Annotated in this window: 15 protein-coding genes; 11 read left to right on the top strand and 4 right to left on the bottom strand. The window is 60.7% G+C overall.

Features of this window, described 5'->3' with window-relative positions:
* Window positions 1-88: 88 nt before the first annotated feature.
* From KD146_RS12040 to rsmD, 10 genes are all read left to right on the top strand, one after another.
* A complete protein-coding gene (locus KD146_RS12040; protein ID WP_212658902.1) occupies window positions 89-1,294 on the top strand; it encodes an ROK family transcriptional regulator in 1,206 nt (401 codons plus the stop codon).
* A 111-nt stretch (window positions 1,295-1,405) separates the two neighbouring features.
* Window positions 1,406-2,650, top strand: a complete 1,245-nt coding sequence (locus KD146_RS12035; protein ID WP_212658901.1) for an EAL domain-containing protein — start codon at window positions 1,406-1,408, stop codon at window positions 2,648-2,650.
* A 5-nt stretch (window positions 2,651-2,655) separates the two neighbouring features.
* Complete coding sequence (locus KD146_RS12030; RefSeq protein WP_212658900.1) at window positions 2,656-3,144, top strand: shikimate kinase; 489 nt, start codon at window positions 2,656-2,658, stop codon at window positions 3,142-3,144.
* Window positions 3,145-3,230: 86 nt separating this feature from the next.
* Window positions 3,231-4,097, top strand: coding sequence for a TIGR01459 family HAD-type hydrolase (locus tag KD146_RS12025; RefSeq protein ID WP_212658899.1), 867 nt, complete (start codon window positions 3,231-3,233; stop codon window positions 4,095-4,097).
* Window positions 4,098-4,102: 5 nt separating this feature from the next.
* The gene (locus KD146_RS12020; RefSeq protein ID WP_212658898.1) at window positions 4,103-5,077 is read left to right on the top strand and encodes a bifunctional riboflavin kinase/FAD synthetase; all 975 of its coding nucleotides are present in this window, start codon (window positions 4,103-4,105) and stop codon (window positions 5,075-5,077) included.
* A gap of 95 nt (window positions 5,078-5,172) precedes the next feature.
* The gene (gene ileS / locus KD146_RS12015) at window positions 5,173-8,118 is read left to right on the top strand and encodes an isoleucine--tRNA ligase (protein ID WP_212658897.1); all 2,946 of its coding nucleotides are present in this window, start codon (window positions 5,173-5,175) and stop codon (window positions 8,116-8,118) included.
* A 100-nt stretch (window positions 8,119-8,218) separates the two neighbouring features.
* Window positions 8,219-8,782 (top strand): signal peptidase II, encoded by a 564-nt coding sequence (lspA, locus tag KD146_RS12010; protein WP_212658896.1) that lies wholly within the window; start codon window positions 8,219-8,221, stop codon window positions 8,780-8,782.
* An 84-nt stretch (window positions 8,783-8,866) separates the two neighbouring features.
* The gene (locus KD146_RS12005; RefSeq protein WP_212658895.1) at window positions 8,867-9,574 is read left to right on the top strand and encodes a hypothetical protein; all 708 of its coding nucleotides are present in this window, start codon (window positions 8,867-8,869) and stop codon (window positions 9,572-9,574) included.
* Window positions 9,575-9,678: 104 nt separating this feature from the next.
* Complete coding sequence (locus KD146_RS12000; RefSeq protein ID WP_212658894.1) at window positions 9,679-11,703, top strand: pseudouridine synthase; 2,025 nt, start codon at window positions 9,679-9,681, stop codon at window positions 11,701-11,703.
* Window positions 11,704-11,706: 3 nt separating this feature from the next.
* On the top strand, window positions 11,707-12,261 hold the full coding sequence (gene rsmD, locus KD146_RS11995; protein ID WP_212658893.1) for a 16S rRNA (guanine(966)-N(2))-methyltransferase RsmD: 555 nt from the start codon (window positions 11,707-11,709) through the stop codon (window positions 12,259-12,261).
* 12 nt (window positions 12,262-12,273) lie between these two features.
* On the opposite strand, the gene KD146_RS11990 is transcribed toward rsmD, so the two are convergent.
* From KD146_RS11990 to KD146_RS11975, 4 genes are read right to left on the bottom strand one after another with little or no spacing between them, the layout of a single operon-like run.
* Complete coding sequence (locus KD146_RS11990; protein WP_427857074.1) at window positions 12,274-12,729, bottom strand: DUF1801 domain-containing protein; 456 nt, start codon at window positions 12,727-12,729, stop codon at window positions 12,274-12,276.
* A gap of 36 nt (window positions 12,730-12,765) precedes the next feature.
* A complete protein-coding gene (locus tag KD146_RS11985; RefSeq protein ID WP_212658892.1) occupies window positions 12,766-13,179 on the bottom strand; it encodes a Fur family transcriptional regulator in 414 nt (137 codons plus the stop codon).
* On the bottom strand, window positions 13,169-14,071 hold the full coding sequence (locus KD146_RS11980) for a metal ABC transporter permease (RefSeq protein WP_427857073.1): 903 nt from the start codon (window positions 14,069-14,071) through the stop codon (window positions 13,169-13,171). The genes KD146_RS11985 and KD146_RS11980 overlap by 11 nt, the downstream gene beginning before the upstream one ends.
* Complete coding sequence (locus KD146_RS11975) at window positions 13,977-14,783, bottom strand: ATP-binding cassette domain-containing protein (RefSeq protein WP_212658891.1); 807 nt, start codon at window positions 14,781-14,783, stop codon at window positions 13,977-13,979. Before KD146_RS11975 ends, KD146_RS11980 begins: the two co-directional genes overlap by 95 nt.
* Before the next feature lie 104 nt (window positions 14,784-14,887).
* Between KD146_RS11975 and KD146_RS11970 the strand changes: the two genes are divergently transcribed.
* Window positions 14,888-15,865, top strand: a complete 978-nt coding sequence (locus KD146_RS11970; RefSeq protein ID WP_212658890.1) for a zinc ABC transporter substrate-binding protein — start codon at window positions 14,888-14,890, stop codon at window positions 15,863-15,865.
* Window positions 15,866-15,877: the final 12 nt, after the last annotated feature.

Raw genomic sequence — 15,877 nt, 5'->3', positions numbered from 1 at the left:
ATCAGGGTAAATTTTCCGTTCCGCATTTCGCTGAATGAAAAAATGCATTGTGCTTGATCCGGGTCGTCGCAGTCGTTTAAGTCACTCCATGCAAAAGGATTCTGAAACGACTGATATCAATCCAATGTCGCGCGGCGTTGCTCAGTCGGGCGTGCGAATAACCAATGAGCGGGCTGTACTCACCCTGCTTGCGCTAAATCCTGGGGCGTCAAATGCTGACGTCGCGCGATTGTCTGGATTGGGACCACAAACCACCTCGCGCATTGTGGCTGAACTGGAATCCCGCGCCCTGGTCATTCGCGGCGAAGTCTTGCGCGGTCGGCGCGGCCAGCCCGCAACCCCACTTTTTCTCAACCCGCATGGGGCCGTGGCCATTGGCATTGAAGTCGGTTGGCGGCATTTTGAAGTGCTGGTGATCGAGATGTCCGGCAAGACGCTGGCCAGCGTCCGCCGCAGCTACGCCTATCCCGATGCCAGTACCCTGTTTTCCGATATCGCTGCAGAAGTAGCCACCATTCGCTCTGGCTTGACCGATGTTCAGCGCTCACGCCTTGCCGGTATTGGTGTGGCCAGCCCCTCTCATATTGGTCGCAATATTGGCCTGGTGGAGGCCCCTGAAGAGCAGGCCGCTCTGTGGCGTGACATCGATCTGGTCGAACGCATTGCCAAAGATGTCGATCTGCCTGTGCATTGGTACAATGATGGCAACGCAGCCTGTTGGTCCGAAGTGATCGCACACGCCGCTCCCTGGCCTCGTGGGTTGGCCTATTTTCAGGTCGGTACATTTGTCGGGGGTGGGCTGGTCGCCAATGGTGAGCTCTGGGAGGGCGAAGGCCACGCCGCCAATCTCGGCTCGATCCTGATATGCGACGATGAAGGCAATCTGACATTTGTCCATCTGGTCGCCTCGATCATGGCTCTGCAGCACATGCTGACCAAGGCGGGGATGGATGTGCCCACTGGCAGCCCCTTCAATTGGGATTGGGATGCGCTCGAGCCTGTTGCCACACAATGGCTGGATAAGGCTGGCTCGGCACTGGCCAAGGCGATTATCAACACACGCGCCGTGATCGAGGTGGACGAAGCCATCGTTGATGGCATCATGCCGCGCGATATCGTTGAACGTTTACACGAGCGCGTTGTGCACCATCTCCACCTGCTGCCCTCACTCACTGCAGATCATCCTGCTGTCGAAATGGGCTGCATGGGCGCTTCCGCTGCCGCACGGGGTGCAGCGCAGTTGATACTGTTCCAGCGCTTCTTCTCGCGGGCCTGGAAGCTGTTTTCCACCTGATGAGGCGCAATTAGCCTTGGAAGAGGCGGCGTTCGCCTTTTGCAGCATCCGACGCGGTGCTATGAGGGGAAGCCGAATCCCGGCGATTACAAAGGGTTCATAGGTCCGCCCGTGCAGGCACTGGTCTACACGTTTATCGCCCTTGCTGCGGCCGGCGTCGGCGCGACAGCCTATTTTGGGCTGACGTTTACGCCCGCCGAGGCGATTCTTGCTGCCGTGGTTGTCGGCTGTGTCTTCGTGGTGCTGCTTGAACGCACGTTGCGTCAGCGCGCCGAAAACCGGCTGGAACGCGCCATCGAAGACCTATCCCGTCTTCTTGCAACGGATGCTCAGGCCGGCGCAGTGCTGGGCCAGCGCATCAATGCCATGGCTGATATCAATGCTGACCAGCGCCTTGATGGCGTTGAAGCCGATATTTCCGTGTTGGGTACGGTGATCCGACAGGTTGCCGAGGCAGTTGCCGAGATCGAGGATCGTGCCGCCAAGCCTCAGCCCGCCGGGCGCGAGCGCATGATTGCGGCAGCCGTCCCGCCACCATCGGCACCGCCAGCGCGCGAGCCTGAACCCTCGATCCCGCTTGAAATGGTGCGTCAGGCACTAGCCGACAATCGGCTCGTCTATCACATCCAGCCTGTTGTTACGCTGCCCCAGCGTCGTCCCCAGGGTTATGATCTGGTGCCCCGCCTGATGCTCGAAGATGGCGATCTGGCCGATTACGCAGACTTCGCGCCGCGCCGCAACGGTCAGGATGTGCTGCGCCACATCGAAGGTGTTGGTCTGGTTGAGGCAATCACCATTTGTCGACGCGCCCGCTCCAGCGGTCAACCCATCACGCTCTACATTCCGCTTTCGCGTGCTTCGCTTGGCGATTCTGCGTCTTCCGAGCAATTGCTTGCTTCGCTTGAGGCCAATCGGGCCATCGCCGAAGGTCTGATCTTTGCCATTGCCGAGAGTGAATGGCTGGGCATGAGCACGGCTGAGCGCGCAATTGCCGACGCCGTCGCCAAAAAGGGCGCGGGCTTCTCCATCGTCAACGTCAAATCACTGCGCGTTGATGTTGCCGAAATGGCCGCTCAGAATGTGCGCTCGCTGCGCGTCGATGCGGCCCGTTTCATTGAGGCACCCGAGAGCTTTACCGATTTCCATGCCTCCGATATCGCCGACTATGTTGCGCGTTTCGAAGTCGTGCTGCTGGCGACCGGCATCGCCAGCGAACGCCAGATCGTTGAATTGCTCGAGGATGGTATCACTCTGGTACAGGGCCCTCACATTGCCGCGCCCGGTCCCGTCCGGCCAGACCTTGTTGTCGAAGCGCCGCGCGGTGCGACGCCCAAGCTGCGCCGCGCCGAGAGCTGATCTGCATGCTGGTCGTGGTGCTCAACGGCCCCATCAATGCTGGCAAGACCACCACCGGAAAAGCCTTGGCCGCCATTGTGCCCCGGGCAGCGTTTTTTGATGGTGATGATCACGATGCCCCCGATGATGCGCCTCTGGTCGCCCGTATCGAGGCCTCCATGCGGCGGTTAGAGCATCTCATTGCTACCGCAGATGGCGCGGTACTGGTGCTGGCAACACCGCTGCGTCACAACGATTACCAAAGATTGCTGCGCGTCAGCGCTACCAGACACGCTGATTTGCGTGTGGTGACGCTGGCACCGCCAGTCGAAACTGCCATGAGTAATCGCGGAAGTCGCCAGTTGCGCCCTCACGAGATCCTCCGCACGCGCCAGATGTATGTGGAGGGCTATGCCAGTCGCGAGTTCAGCAATCTTACTATTGTCGATATGGCCACGCCGCGGGCTAGCGCGGTGCAGATTTGCCATCATTTCGGCCTGTCGCCAAAGCTGTGATACCCAGTCACATTGTGGTTTCCCCTTGATCCCAAGGGGCAAGCTGCCACATACAGCCCACATCCCGCACGCACCGGATCTCAGCGATGACCAGCCAGCTACCCACCATCTCCGGCCTATCTGACCTTGCCCGCTCCTACGACGCCGTGCTGAGCGATGTCTGGGGCGTTGTGCATAACGGTGTCTCGGCATTCCCCAGTGCCGTTGATGCGCTGGTTGAATACCGCAAGGCGGGCGGCAAGGTGGTCTTCATCACCAACGCGCCGCGTCCCTCTGGTCCGCTGATCGAGATGCTTGATCGCCTTGGCGTCACACGCGGCGCCTACGACGCCATCGTGTCGTCAGGTGATGCAACGCGCGTGATGATCGGCAAATATTCCGGCAAGGCCATCCATCACGTCGGACCGGCCACTGAAGATGATGCGCTCTATGAAGGGCTCAATGTTCGCCGCACGGGCGCCGACGAGGCCGAGGCCGTTGTCGTCACCGATCTCGATACCGATGATGATACTCCTGAAATGTACCGTGAACGCGCCAAGTTCTGGTTGCAGCGCAAGCTGCCCATGATCTGCGCGAACCCCGACCGCGTCGTCGAGCATGGAGACAAGATCATCTATTGCGGCGGTGCGTTGGGCGACCTCTATGCTGCCATGGGTGGCATGGTCCTCATGGCGGGCAAGCCCTATCAGCCAATCTACGAGGAAGCCTTTCGTCTGGCTGAGCAGGCTGCTGGAAAAAGTCTCGATAAATCGCGCGTATTGGCCATCGGCGACAGCGTGCGGACCGACGCCACAGGCGCCGCCAAGTTCGGGCTCGACCTGCTGTTTGTCACCGGCTCGATCCACGCCGCCGAGCTCGACGCCTTCGGAAAACCTGATCCGCAGGCCATTATTGATCTGGTGGCACCCAGCCGTGCGAATATGGCGGGCTTTCTGCCGCGGCTGACCTGGTAGCAGCGATGAGCACGTTTCAGCGCCTGTCCAATCTCGATGCCGTGCCCGCTTCGCTGCGCGGCGCCTATATTGCCATCGGCAACTTCGATGGCTTTCATCGCGGCCATCAAATGGTGCTCTCAGCGCTCAAGGACCGTGCTGACGCCGCAGGTGTTCCGGCGATGGTGCTGACGTTTGAGCCGCATCCCCGCGATGTGTTCGCACCCGCTCCCTTCATGTTCCGGCTCACCGAAGGCGATTCCAAGGCCAGGCTGGCCGAGGCCTTTGGTGTTGATGCGGTCACCATCCTCAAATTCGATCGAGACTTTTCGCAGATTGAAGCCGAGGATTTTGTCTCACGCTTTTTGATTGATGCGCTGGGAGTGACCGGCGTCATTGTTGGCTCCGATTTCCACTTTGGGCGTCAGCGTCGCGGTACACCCGCATTCCTCAAGGCTGCCGGCGACGCCAACGGCTTTGCTGTTGAAACGCTCGACCTGATGGATGAAGGCGATGAGGTCATCTCGTCTTCGCGTATTCGCGCAGCCCTCTCCGAAGGGGCGGTCTCGGCAGCCAATCGACTGTTGGGCTATCACTGGTTTTTCGATGGCTGCGTGGTCAAGGGTGACCAGCGGGGCAGGGAGCTTGGCTATCCCACGGCCAACACCATGACCCATGCCAGCTTTCAGCTGGCACAAGGCGTCTATGCCGTCCGCGCCAAGGTTGCCGGCCGCTTGCTTGACGGGGTAGCCGCCTTCGGCAAGCCCATGTTTAACAATCAGCGCCCGCCGTTTGAGACTCATCTGTTCGACTTCGATGAGGACATTTACGGGCAGACCATTTCGGTCGCGTTGATTGGCCATATCCGTGGCCAGGAAGTCTTTTCCGGGCTCGACGAACTGATTACCGCCATGGATCGCGACAGCCGCAAGGCCCGGGAGCTCATTAGCACCGCGCGCCCCATCGGCGCGCTAGACAGCAAACTTGGCTTCATCGGCTGATCGCCACCGACGCCAGCTGTCCCAAATCAGCCTTTGCCCCATGGCCCCTGCCTTGCTAAAAGGCAGCCAAATCTCCAGAACGATTGCCGTTTCCCATGACCGATACCGTCGCAGGCGCCGCCGAAACCGATTATTCGGCAACCCTATTTTTGCCAGAAACCAGCTTCCCCATGCGCGCGGGCCTGCCGCAGCGCGAGCCCGAATGGCTCAAGCGTTGGGAAGAAATGGACATCTTTGCCCTGCAGCGCGAGCAGGCCAAGGATCGCCCTCTCTTCACCATCCATGATGGCCCTCCCTATGCCAACGGCAATATCCATATCGGCCATGCGCTCAACAAGACGCTGAAAGATCTGGTTTCACGCTCGATGCAGATGCTGGGCTTCAACTCGGCCTATGTGCCGGGCTGGGATTGCCATGGCCTGCCTATCGAATGGAAGATCGAAGAGCAGTACCGCGCCAAAGGCAAGGACAAGAACGACGTACCTGTCGTTGAATTCCGGCAGGAATGCCGCAGCTTTGCTGAGCAGTGGGTCGATGTACAGCGCGAAGAGTTCAAGCGGCTCGGCATCCTGGGCGAGTGGGACAATCCCTATCTCACCATGAGCTTTGACGCCGAGGCCCAGATCGCGCGCGAATTGATGACGGTGGCCAGCTCCGGCCAACTCTATCGCGGCTCCAAGCCTGTGATGTGGTCAGTTGTCGAGCGCACGGCTCTGGCTGAAGCCGAAATCGAATATGCCGACTATGAGAGCGACACCATCTGGGTAAAATTCCCGGTCCGTTCGGGCGGCGGTGACATCACCTCGGGTGCATTCCATGATCTGAACGCGTCGGTGATCATCTGGACCACCACGCCGTGGACCATCCCGGCCAACCGGGCCATCTCGTTTTCGTCCAGGATCGCCTATGGCCTTTATGAAGTGACCAAGGCGCCCGAGGGCAATTGGGCCTCCACGGGCGAGAAATATATCCTGGCCGACAATCTGGCTGCCGACACCTTTGCCAAGGCCAAGGTCGAAGAATTCGCCCGCATCGGGGATGTCGATCCGGCTCACATCACCTCGTGCTTCCATCCGTTGCGTGGTTTGGGCGATGGCTACAATTTCGAAGTGCCCCTGCTCGATGGCGAACACGTCACTGACGACGCCGGTACAGGCTTTGTGCACACCGCACCCGGTCATGGTCTCGACGACTTTGAAATCTGGATGAACTCGACCCGACTGCTGGGCGAAAAGGGCATCGACAGCGCCATCCCCTATGTGGTCGGCGATGACGGCTTTTACACCAAGGACGCACCGGGCCTTGAGGGCGCGCGCGTCATCGATGACAACGGCAAAAAAGGTGATGCCAACAACCGGGTGATCTCGGCCCTCGCCGAGCGCAATGCCATGGTCGCACGTGGCCGGGTCAAGCACTCCTATCCACACTCCTGGCGCTCCAAGAAGCCGGTGATCTTCCGCAATACCCCGCAGTGGTTCGTTTATATGGATCGCGATATCCAGGGCGCGGCTGGCGATACATTGCGCCACCGCGCGCTCAACGCCATCGATGCGACGAAGTTTTACCCGGCTTCGGGCCAGAACCGCCTGCGCGCCATGATCGCCGACCGCCCCGATTGGGTGCTCAGCCGTCAGCGTGCTTGGGGCGTGCCAATCAGCGTCTTCGTGCGCAAGGGCACCAATGAAGTCCTCAAGGACGAAGCGGTCAATCACCGGATCGCCGATGCGTTCGAGGCCGAAGGCGCAGATGCCTGGTACAAGGACGGCGCGGCCCAGCGCTTCCTTGGCGACGCGTACAAGGCAGACGATTTTGAGATGATCCGCGACGTCCTCGACGTCTGGTTCGACTCGGGCACGACCCACGCCTGGGTGCTGCGCAACAAGCAGAAATGGCCGCATCTGAAGTTCCCCGCTTCGATGTATCTTGAGGGTAGTGATCAGCATCGCGGCTGGTTCCACTCGAGCCTGCTGGAAAGCTGCGCCACCAACGGTTTTGCGCCCTATGAAAGCGTACTCACCCATGGCTTCACCATGGATGGCGAAGGCCGCAAGATGAGTAAGTCGCTGGGCAATACCGTTGCCCCCCAAGATATCATCAAGCAATACGGCGCCGACATCCTGCGTCTCTGGGTTGCCTCTACCGATTATCAGGAAGATCAGCGCCTCGGTAAGGAAGTCATCCAGACCACGGTCGACAGCTACCGCAAGCTACGCAACACGCTGCGCTGGCTGTTGGGCAACCTTGCCCATTACGACGCCCAGGACGCGGTCGACGCCAAGGACATGCCCGAACTCGAGCAGGTCATCCTGCACCGTCTGGCTCAGCTCGATGCTCAGGTGCGCGGGGCGTACAAGGAGTATGACTACCGCAAGGTCGTCACCCTGCTGACCAACTTCATGAACATCGAACTCTCCGCTTTCTACTTCGACATCCGCAAGGATGCGCTGTATTGCGACCCGATCTCTTCGATCAAGCGCCGCGCCGCGCTGACCGTGCTGCATCACCTGTTCGATTGTCTGACGGCCTGGTTGGCTCCGATTCTGGTGTTCACCATGGAAGAGGTCTGGCTTGAACGGCACCCGGAAGAAGGCTCCTCGGTCCATCTGCGCCTGTTTCCCGAAGTGCCGGGCGATTGGCTCAATACTGATCTTGCGGCCAAGTGGCAGCTTATCCGCAGCGTCCGCCGTGTGGTCACCGGTGCGCTTGAGATCGAACGTCGCGAAAAACGTATCGGCTCCTCACTTGAGGCTGCCCCCCAGGTATTTCTTGCCGATGAACGCTATCTGACGGCGCTCAAGGGCCAGGATCTGGCCGAGATCGCTATTACGTCCGCCATCGCAGTCCAGACCGGTGAAGGCCCGTCTGAAGCGTTTCGCCTCGATGATGTGGCCGGTATCGCCGTGCTGCCAGGGCTTGCCAAGGGCACGCGTTGTGCGCGGTCTTGGAAAGTGCTGCCTGAGGTTGGCTCGGACCCGGAATATCCTGAAGTATCGCCCCGCGACGCGCAGGCGCTGCGCGAGCGTGCGGCTGCTGGGCTCTAGCGATTGCGTCTGTGATGATAAATGTTCTCCGGCATGAGCCGGGGAACAGGCCGAATGGGCAGAACGCGTGCCGTCGCCATAGGCGACCTGGAGATCAATGATGGATCGCCGATCACTGACTGACCCATCGGTTTATTTCTCGCTGACCATGGCCATTCTGGCCTTTGGCCTGGATCGTGCACACAAGGCCTATCAGGTCTCGGCCGATTGCATCTCGGTTGGGGCCGCCAAGTGCGTTGAGGTTCTTGTCAGCTACGTTCCCTTTGCCATGACCGGCTGGCGCGGTGGCGAGATTGTTCGAGTCACCGATTTCTTCGATTACGTGCTGGTCTGGAACACCGGTGTCTCCTACGGCCTGCTTGACGGCATGCCGGTCTGGGGGTTGGGTGCCATCATGCTGGTGGCGATAGCCGCCTTGTCCGTCTGGTGGGTCCGTGCCGAAACGCCGCTGATCCGCATGGGGCTGGCACTGTGTATCGGTGGGGCGCTTTCCAATGCTCTTGATCGACTGCTTTATGGTGCGGTGGCAGATTTTTTCCACCTCCATTGGGGAACGTGGTCATTCTACATTTTCAACATTGCCGACGTCGCGATAACGTTCGGCGTGATCCTGCTGATTGCCGACCTGATCGGCATTGGTCGACCCAGTAAATCCGCGGCCTGAGGGGCGCGAACACGTTGCCGCCAGAATCTGGTCTTAGTGCGCAGAATGCGCTATAAGCGCCGCCGACATCTTGAAGGACGTTTCATGCGTATTGCAATGACGGGGCAGCAGGCTGCTCTTCGCGCCACCTCCCGGGCTGGATCCGCTGCGCTCGCGCTGTTATTGGCACTGGGGCTGGCTGCCTGCACCACGGTCGAAGGCACCAATGCGCTGACCGACCCAGGTACCTTTGAACGCGAAGTGATGAGCTCGACCGCACGCGGCCTGGGCCTCATCCCCGGCGAAGAGCCCAAAGAAGAGCTGACCCAGGCCCGCGCACCGCTGGTGCTTCCCCAGTCGGGTCAGAGTCTGCCAACTCCCACAACGCAAACGGCATCTGCGCAATTGCCGACCGACAGCGATACCGCCCAGATTGACGCCAGCAATCTGACTGAGGCTGATCTGCAGCGCCTGCGCAATGCGCGTGTGGTTGATCTGCGTTCGGTGGCCGGTCGCCCGTTGACGGACGCCGAAGCCAGAGCCCTCCAGGCCCGCATGAGTGCGGCCAATATCGATGTGCGCGTCAACACCAAGCGCCCGCTCTACATGCCGCCTGATGAGTACTTTACCCGTGTAGGTGACGCTGATCTGATCTGCTCGGCACCCGGCGGCGATCTGGTGTCGCTCAACGATCCGAAATGCCCTGAAGAGGTGCGTAAGGCCATCCGCCGGCAAATGCAGTCAAACAGCGCGTCGCCTTCTATCGGTGGCGGTCCTGGCGTTGGTCTCTCGAAGTCCGAAATTACCAACTAGGCTTCGGTCCGGTTTCTACGACGACAAGGCGGCCGGATGATCCGGCCGCTTTCTCCTTTCTGCGCCGCCCCAATGGGTCACGCATGACATGAAAGCCCGCAAAAATGCGCGAACTGAACGACTCCACCCCCGCCAAACCTGATACCGGCGATCGTCTCGCCAAGGTCATCGCCCGCTCCGGGCTTTGCTCGCGTCGAGACGCCGAGGTGTGGATCACCGAAGGCCGCGTTGTGGTCAACGGCAAGAAGGTAGTGACTCCCGCCTTCAACGTAACCGATCGTGACAAGGTCATGGTCGACGGCGCTCCGCTGGCGGCGCGTCAGGGCACTCGCGTCTGGCTCTACCACAAGCCTGCTGGTCTGGTGGTCACAGAGAAGGACCCAGAGGGCCGCGAGACCATCTTTGAACATCTTGAAACGCACGGCCTGCCGCGCGTGGTCACTGTAGGTCGCCTGGATATCAACACCGAGGGCCTGCTGCTGCTCACCAATGATGGCGGCCTCAAGCGTGTGCTGGAGCTGCCTGCGACAGGCTGGCTGCGCCGCTACCGCGTGCGCGCCCATGGTTCGGTCACCCAGGCTGCCTTGGACAAGCTCAAGGACGGCATCGAAATTGATGGCGTCAAATACGGCGCCATTGAAGCGACCCTGGAACGCGAGCAGGGTTCCAATGTCTGGCTTGTACTGGCGCTGCGCGAAGGCAAGAACCGCGAGGTCAAGAATGTGCTGGGCGCACTGGGCCTCGAGGTGAATCGCCTGATCCGGGTCAGCTACGGTCCCTTCCAGCTTGCCGATATTCCGGTCGGCGGTATCGAGACCATCAAGGCGAAGATGTTGCGCGACCAGCTCGGCAAGAAGCTTGCCGATGCCGCTGACGTCGATTTCGACAGCGAAATGCCTGAAGCCAATGCGCTAGAGGGCAAGCCCACGCGCGACCGCCTGACGGGCCGCGGCACCAACACCGTCGAGATTGCCCGTCAGCGCTTCCGCTTTACGGATGGCGCTGAAAAGACCGAGGAAGAAATCCGCGCTGAACGTCCGCGCCAGGATCGCCCCGGTCGTTTTGACAGTCGCAAGCCCATGCTCAAGCGGGAAGAGACCTTTGGCGATGAAGACGCGCCGCCGCCGCGCCGCATTCACTTTGATGAAGATGGCCGTGCGCCAGAGGATTTTGTGCAGAAGAATTTGGGCAAGAAGTCAGCCTGGCGTGATCCCGATGATCAGCCCGCAAGCAGCTATGGCAAGAAGGCGCCACGTCCTGCGGGCGGCAAGCCCGGTGACAAGAAGTCGTTTGGCGACAAGAAGAGCTTTGGGGACAAGAAACCCTATGGCGACAAGAAGCCATATGGCGACAAGAAACCCTTTGAGAAGAAGGCCTTTGGCGACAAGCCGCGCGGCCCACGTCGTGAAGACGGCGACCGCCCCAAGCGTCCCTATGGCGATCGTCCTGCGTCGGCCCGCCCGGGTGCAGGGCGTAGCGAGCGTCCATCGCGCGATTTTGGTGAGCGTCCAGCCCGCAGCTTTGCGCCGCGTACCCGGCCTGAGGGCGGTGAGCGCCCACCGCGTGACCGTGCCTTCACGGGTACCCCGCGCGGTCCACGTCGGGGCGACGCCCCAGGTGGCGAGCGTCCGGCGCGCAGCTTTGAACCCCGTTTGCGTCCCGACAGCGAACGCGGTGAAGGCGCTGCGTTCAAGGGCGAGGCAAAGCGCCCCGGCCGCAATTTCTCCGACAAACCTGCACGCGGCTATCGCCCCGAGGGTGATCGTCCTGTGTTCGCCGATCGGCCAGAACGTCCAGCCCGCCCACAGCGCGGTCCGCGTCCCGGCCGTGACGATCTGGGGTCCGAGTCCAAGACCTATGGCAAGCCCAAGACCCGTTCCGACGGTAAGCCTCATCCCAAGCGCGACGGTGCAGCACCTCAGCGTGGTCCAAAGCCCGGTGGTCGTTCCTTTGGTGGTCCCGGCAAGCCTGCGGGCGGCGGTCGTCCTGCCAGTGGTGGGCGCCCGGGTGCCGGACGTCCCACAGGTGGCGCGGGTCGCCCCGCGGGTGGTGGTCGTCCGTCGGGTGGTCCAGGACGCCCCAGTGGTGGTGCCGGTCGTCCGTCCGGCCCACGCCGTCCCAAGGCCTGATCCGTGCGCATCGTTGCCGGCAGGTTCAAGGGAAAGCAGCTAATTTCTCCGTCGGACGATTCCATTCGCCCGACGGCCGATCGCGTGCGCGAATCCATGTTCAACATCCTCGCCTCACGTCTTGGCCCGGTGTTTGACGGGCTGCGCGTGCTCGACCTGTTCGCCGGTACCGGCGCACTGGGATTTGAGGCGCTGTCGCGTGGCGCCGTTCATGCGACCTTTGTTGATATGGGCGCCGAAGCGCGCGGTTTGATCCGCGATCATATCGAGGCCTTTGGCGTCGGTGGCAACACCAAGCTGCTGCGCCGCGATGCCATCAATCTTGGCCCGACCGGGACATTCGGCAAGTTCGATCTTGTATTCCTCGATCCTCCCTATGGGCAGGGTCTGGGGGAGCAGGCATTGGACGGCTTGGCCAGGGGGGGCTGGCTCAACGCTGGCGCGACGTTGGTTTTTGAAGAGAGCGCTGAGGCCGAGATCGTCATTCCCGACGCCTTCGCACTCGATGATCGCCGGGTCTATGGCGCCGCCGCTGTGCACTTCCTGACCTTCAACTAGGCGCGCGGCGTCTCAGGATGCCTTGTCGGTATCTTTCCGCGCGCGCTTCCCGGCGTTTTTCTTGAGATTGTCGAGATTGTAGCTGATGGCGGCGCGTATCAGCGTTTCCAGTGCATCTGCATTGACGGTGTCGCCTTCAAATATTTCTATCGAGCGCCTTGTCTTGCCATTGTCCTTGCCGTTGAACACCCCATCCGGATCAGGCAGGCTCGCACCGTAGGCAAAGGTCACCTTTACTTTGGCCTTGTGGGCGTCTCCCACCGCAATTAGGCCATCGCGGGACCATGCCGGGCTCCCCATCCACTTCCACTCTTCGACAATTTCGGGATCGGCCCCGATGAAGCATTTGCGCACCTTGGCGAGGGTATCGCCACGCCAATCCCCAAGGCCTGCAATCAACTGATCGATTTGCTCTGCAGCATTCAAGGGTAGGTCCTCCCGTAGTCGCCCAGCCTGTCCACGATCCATCTTGCACGTCACGACACACGCGTATAGCGAACTGCGTCAGGCTACGACCGCGCATTGCGCGCACTTGCCCCGGATTTCCATTGTCGTTCGCTCGACCTTGAAACCCTGATCGCCGGCCCAGTTGCCCAGCCGTTCCTCGATTACCGCGTCGGCGAACTCATTGACCTTGCCGCAATCACTGCAGATCGCGAAGGCAATCAGCCCCTTGCGATGGCAATGCTCGTCCGCGCAAGCAACAAAGGCATTCAGCGATTCCAGCCGGTGCGCCAATCCGCGTTCAACCAGCTTGTCTAGGGCCCGATACACCTGCAGCGGCGCGCGAAGACCGTCAGCCCGCAATTTGTCGAGAATGTCATAGGCGCTGAGCGGCCCCGATGAACCTGTCAAAGTGCCCAGCACCAGTCCCTGATTGCGCGTCAGATCACCTGGGGCGGCGTGACTATGTGCCATGTGGCGTCCTCCTGCCGAACAGCCGCGTAACCGGAACAGTCAGCGACAGCAAAAATACAATCAGGGCCATCACCACAATGGATGGACCTGAGGCGGTGTCCCAGGTTCGCGAGCCAAACAGGCCGCCGACAACGGCAACGGCGCCCAGGACTGCGGCAACGGCCGCCATGGCCTCAGGCGTCGAACTCAAACGGCGGGCCGTCGCCGCCGGAATGATCAGCAGAGACGTGATCAGCAGCACCCCTACCAGCTTCATGGCAATGGCAATCACGCTGGCCATCAGGATCATCAGCACCAACCGGCTGGCCTCAGGTCGCAGGCCTTCGGCCTCTGCCAGTTCCGGGCTGACCGTGGAGGCGAGCAGTGGCCGCCAAGCCAGGATCAGAATAGCCAGTATGGCAATGCCACCCCCGTAGATGATGACGATGTCCTGCACCGAGACGGCCAGTATGTCACCGAACAGGAACCCCATCAGGTCGATCCGCACCGTGGTCAAAAAGCCGACCAGCACCAGGCCGACAGCCAGCGTGGAGTGGCTCAATATGCCCAACAGCGCATCGGTCGACAGCGTCGCCTGTCGCTGCAGCACGATCAGCGCGCCCGCCACCATGGCGGCGACAGCGAAGACACCCAGCGTCAGATTGATTGAGAGCAGGAACGATAGCGCGACACCGAGCAGTGCTGAATGGGCCATGGTGTCTCCGAAATAGGCCATGCGTCGCCAGACGACAAAGCACCCGAGCGGCCCCGTGACCAGGGCCAGACCGATACCCGCGATAAGTGCCCGCGAAAAATAGTCAGCGAACATGGTCGTGCCCTTCATGGCCGTGACTGTGATCATGCGTTTGTCCCTCGGGCACAACGCAGCCGTCATCATGGTGTTCATGGTCATGGTGATGCTGATATAGCGCCAGCGCACCACCAGCGCGTTCGCCAAAGAGCCGCAGATATTCCGGGCTGTTCTTGACCGCAGTCGGCGTGCCGCGACAGCAGACATGGCCGTTCAGACAGATCACAGTATCGGTTTCGGCCATCACCACATGCAGGTCGTGGCTGATCATCAAAATGCCGCTGCGCGTCGTGTCGCGGATCTGCCGAACCAGATCGTACAGTGCCACTTCGCCGGAAAAGTCGACACCCTGTACGGGCTCGTCGAGCACCAGCAAATCAGGTTTTCGGATCATGGCGCGGGCAAACAGCACGCGCTGGAATTCGCCGCCCGAGAGCTCCTGCACGGCCGCTTTGAGCAGATGTGCCGCGCCGACAGCGTCCAGTGCGGCAGCAATTGCGCTGGCAGAAAAATGTCCTGTCAGCGTCATCAGGCGCTCTACAGTCAGCGGCAGTGTCCAGTCGATCGTGAGTTTTTGCGGCACGTAGCCGATCTTCAGACCCGGTTGCCGCGTCACTGTGCCCACACTGGGCTTGAGGACCCCGGTCGCCAGTTTGGCGGTGGTCGATTTGCCAGACCCGTTTGGGCCGATCAGGGTTACGATCTCGCCGCGCGCAATGGTCAGATCGACCCCGCTCACCAGTTTTCGGCCACCGCGCACAACGCCGGCACCAGCCAGCGTGATGAGGATTTCTTGTTCCGCCAAAGCTTCCATCCATCGCCTCTTGACGGCGTTCAATACGTTATAGCATAACAACGCCGCAAACGTAATAACATAACATATCATATATCGACATTGCCCAGGATGAGGTCTCCCAGATGAAACTGCTCGCTCCATTTGCCATGCTGACGGCTGGTCTCCTCACAACCACTGCCTGGGCAGCGCCCGGCGTCGTGGCATCTATCAAGCCCGTACATTCTCTCGTTGCTGCGGTCATGGAGGGGGTAGGCGAGCCGGATCTGATCGTGGACGGTTCGGCCTCGCCACACACCTACGCCCTCAAGCCATCCGATGCCGATGCGCTGCAAAATGCTGACCTGGTCTTCTGGACCGGACATGGCTTGGAGCTGTTTCTCGGCGACGCCCTCGAAACGCTCTCAACTGGTGCCGACGTTGTGGAACTGGCGGCGGCACCGGGCATCGTCTTGTTGCCCGTCAGAGAGGGAGGTGCGTTCGAAGCACACGAGCACGACGATCAACATGCGCATGATGCAATCCATGATCATGACGGCGCTGAAGATCATGCCATGAAAGGCGAACAAAGCGCCGATGACGAGCACGGCGAAGGCGACATGCACTTCTGGCTCGATCCGGAAAACGCCAAGCTGATGGTCACTCAAATCGCGACATCACTTGCCCAGGCCGATCCAGCCAACGCATCCACCTACCAGAGCAATGCCGAAGCCCAATTGGTGCGTCTGGATGAGCTCGAGGCGGAGATCGATGCCATGCTCGCTCCGGTCAAGGACAAGCCCTTTATTGTCTTTCACGACGCCTATCAGTATTTCGAGGCGCGTTTCGGATTGAATCTTGCCGGCTCCATCACCGTGACGCCCGACACCATGCCCGGCGCAGCGCGCATAGACGAGCTCAAGACCAGGCTGGTCGAACTGGGCGCAGCCTGTGTGTTTGCCGAACCCAATTTTGCACCCACCATTATCAACGCAATTACCGAGGGCAGCGCTGCCCGTTCGGGCACGCTTGATCCCGAGGGCGGTGCGCTGGAAGCAGGAATTGATCTCTATCCGAACCTGTTGCGCGGGCTGGCTACAAGTCTTGTTGACTGCCTGGGCTAGGGCTACGATTTA

Source organism: Devosia litorisediminis (assembly GCF_018334155.1).
GTDB lineage: Bacteria > Pseudomonadota > Alphaproteobacteria > Rhizobiales > Devosiaceae > Devosia > Devosia litorisediminis.
Note: the sequence above shows the minus strand (reverse complement) of the source record. Positions and strands in the feature narration are given on the sequence as shown.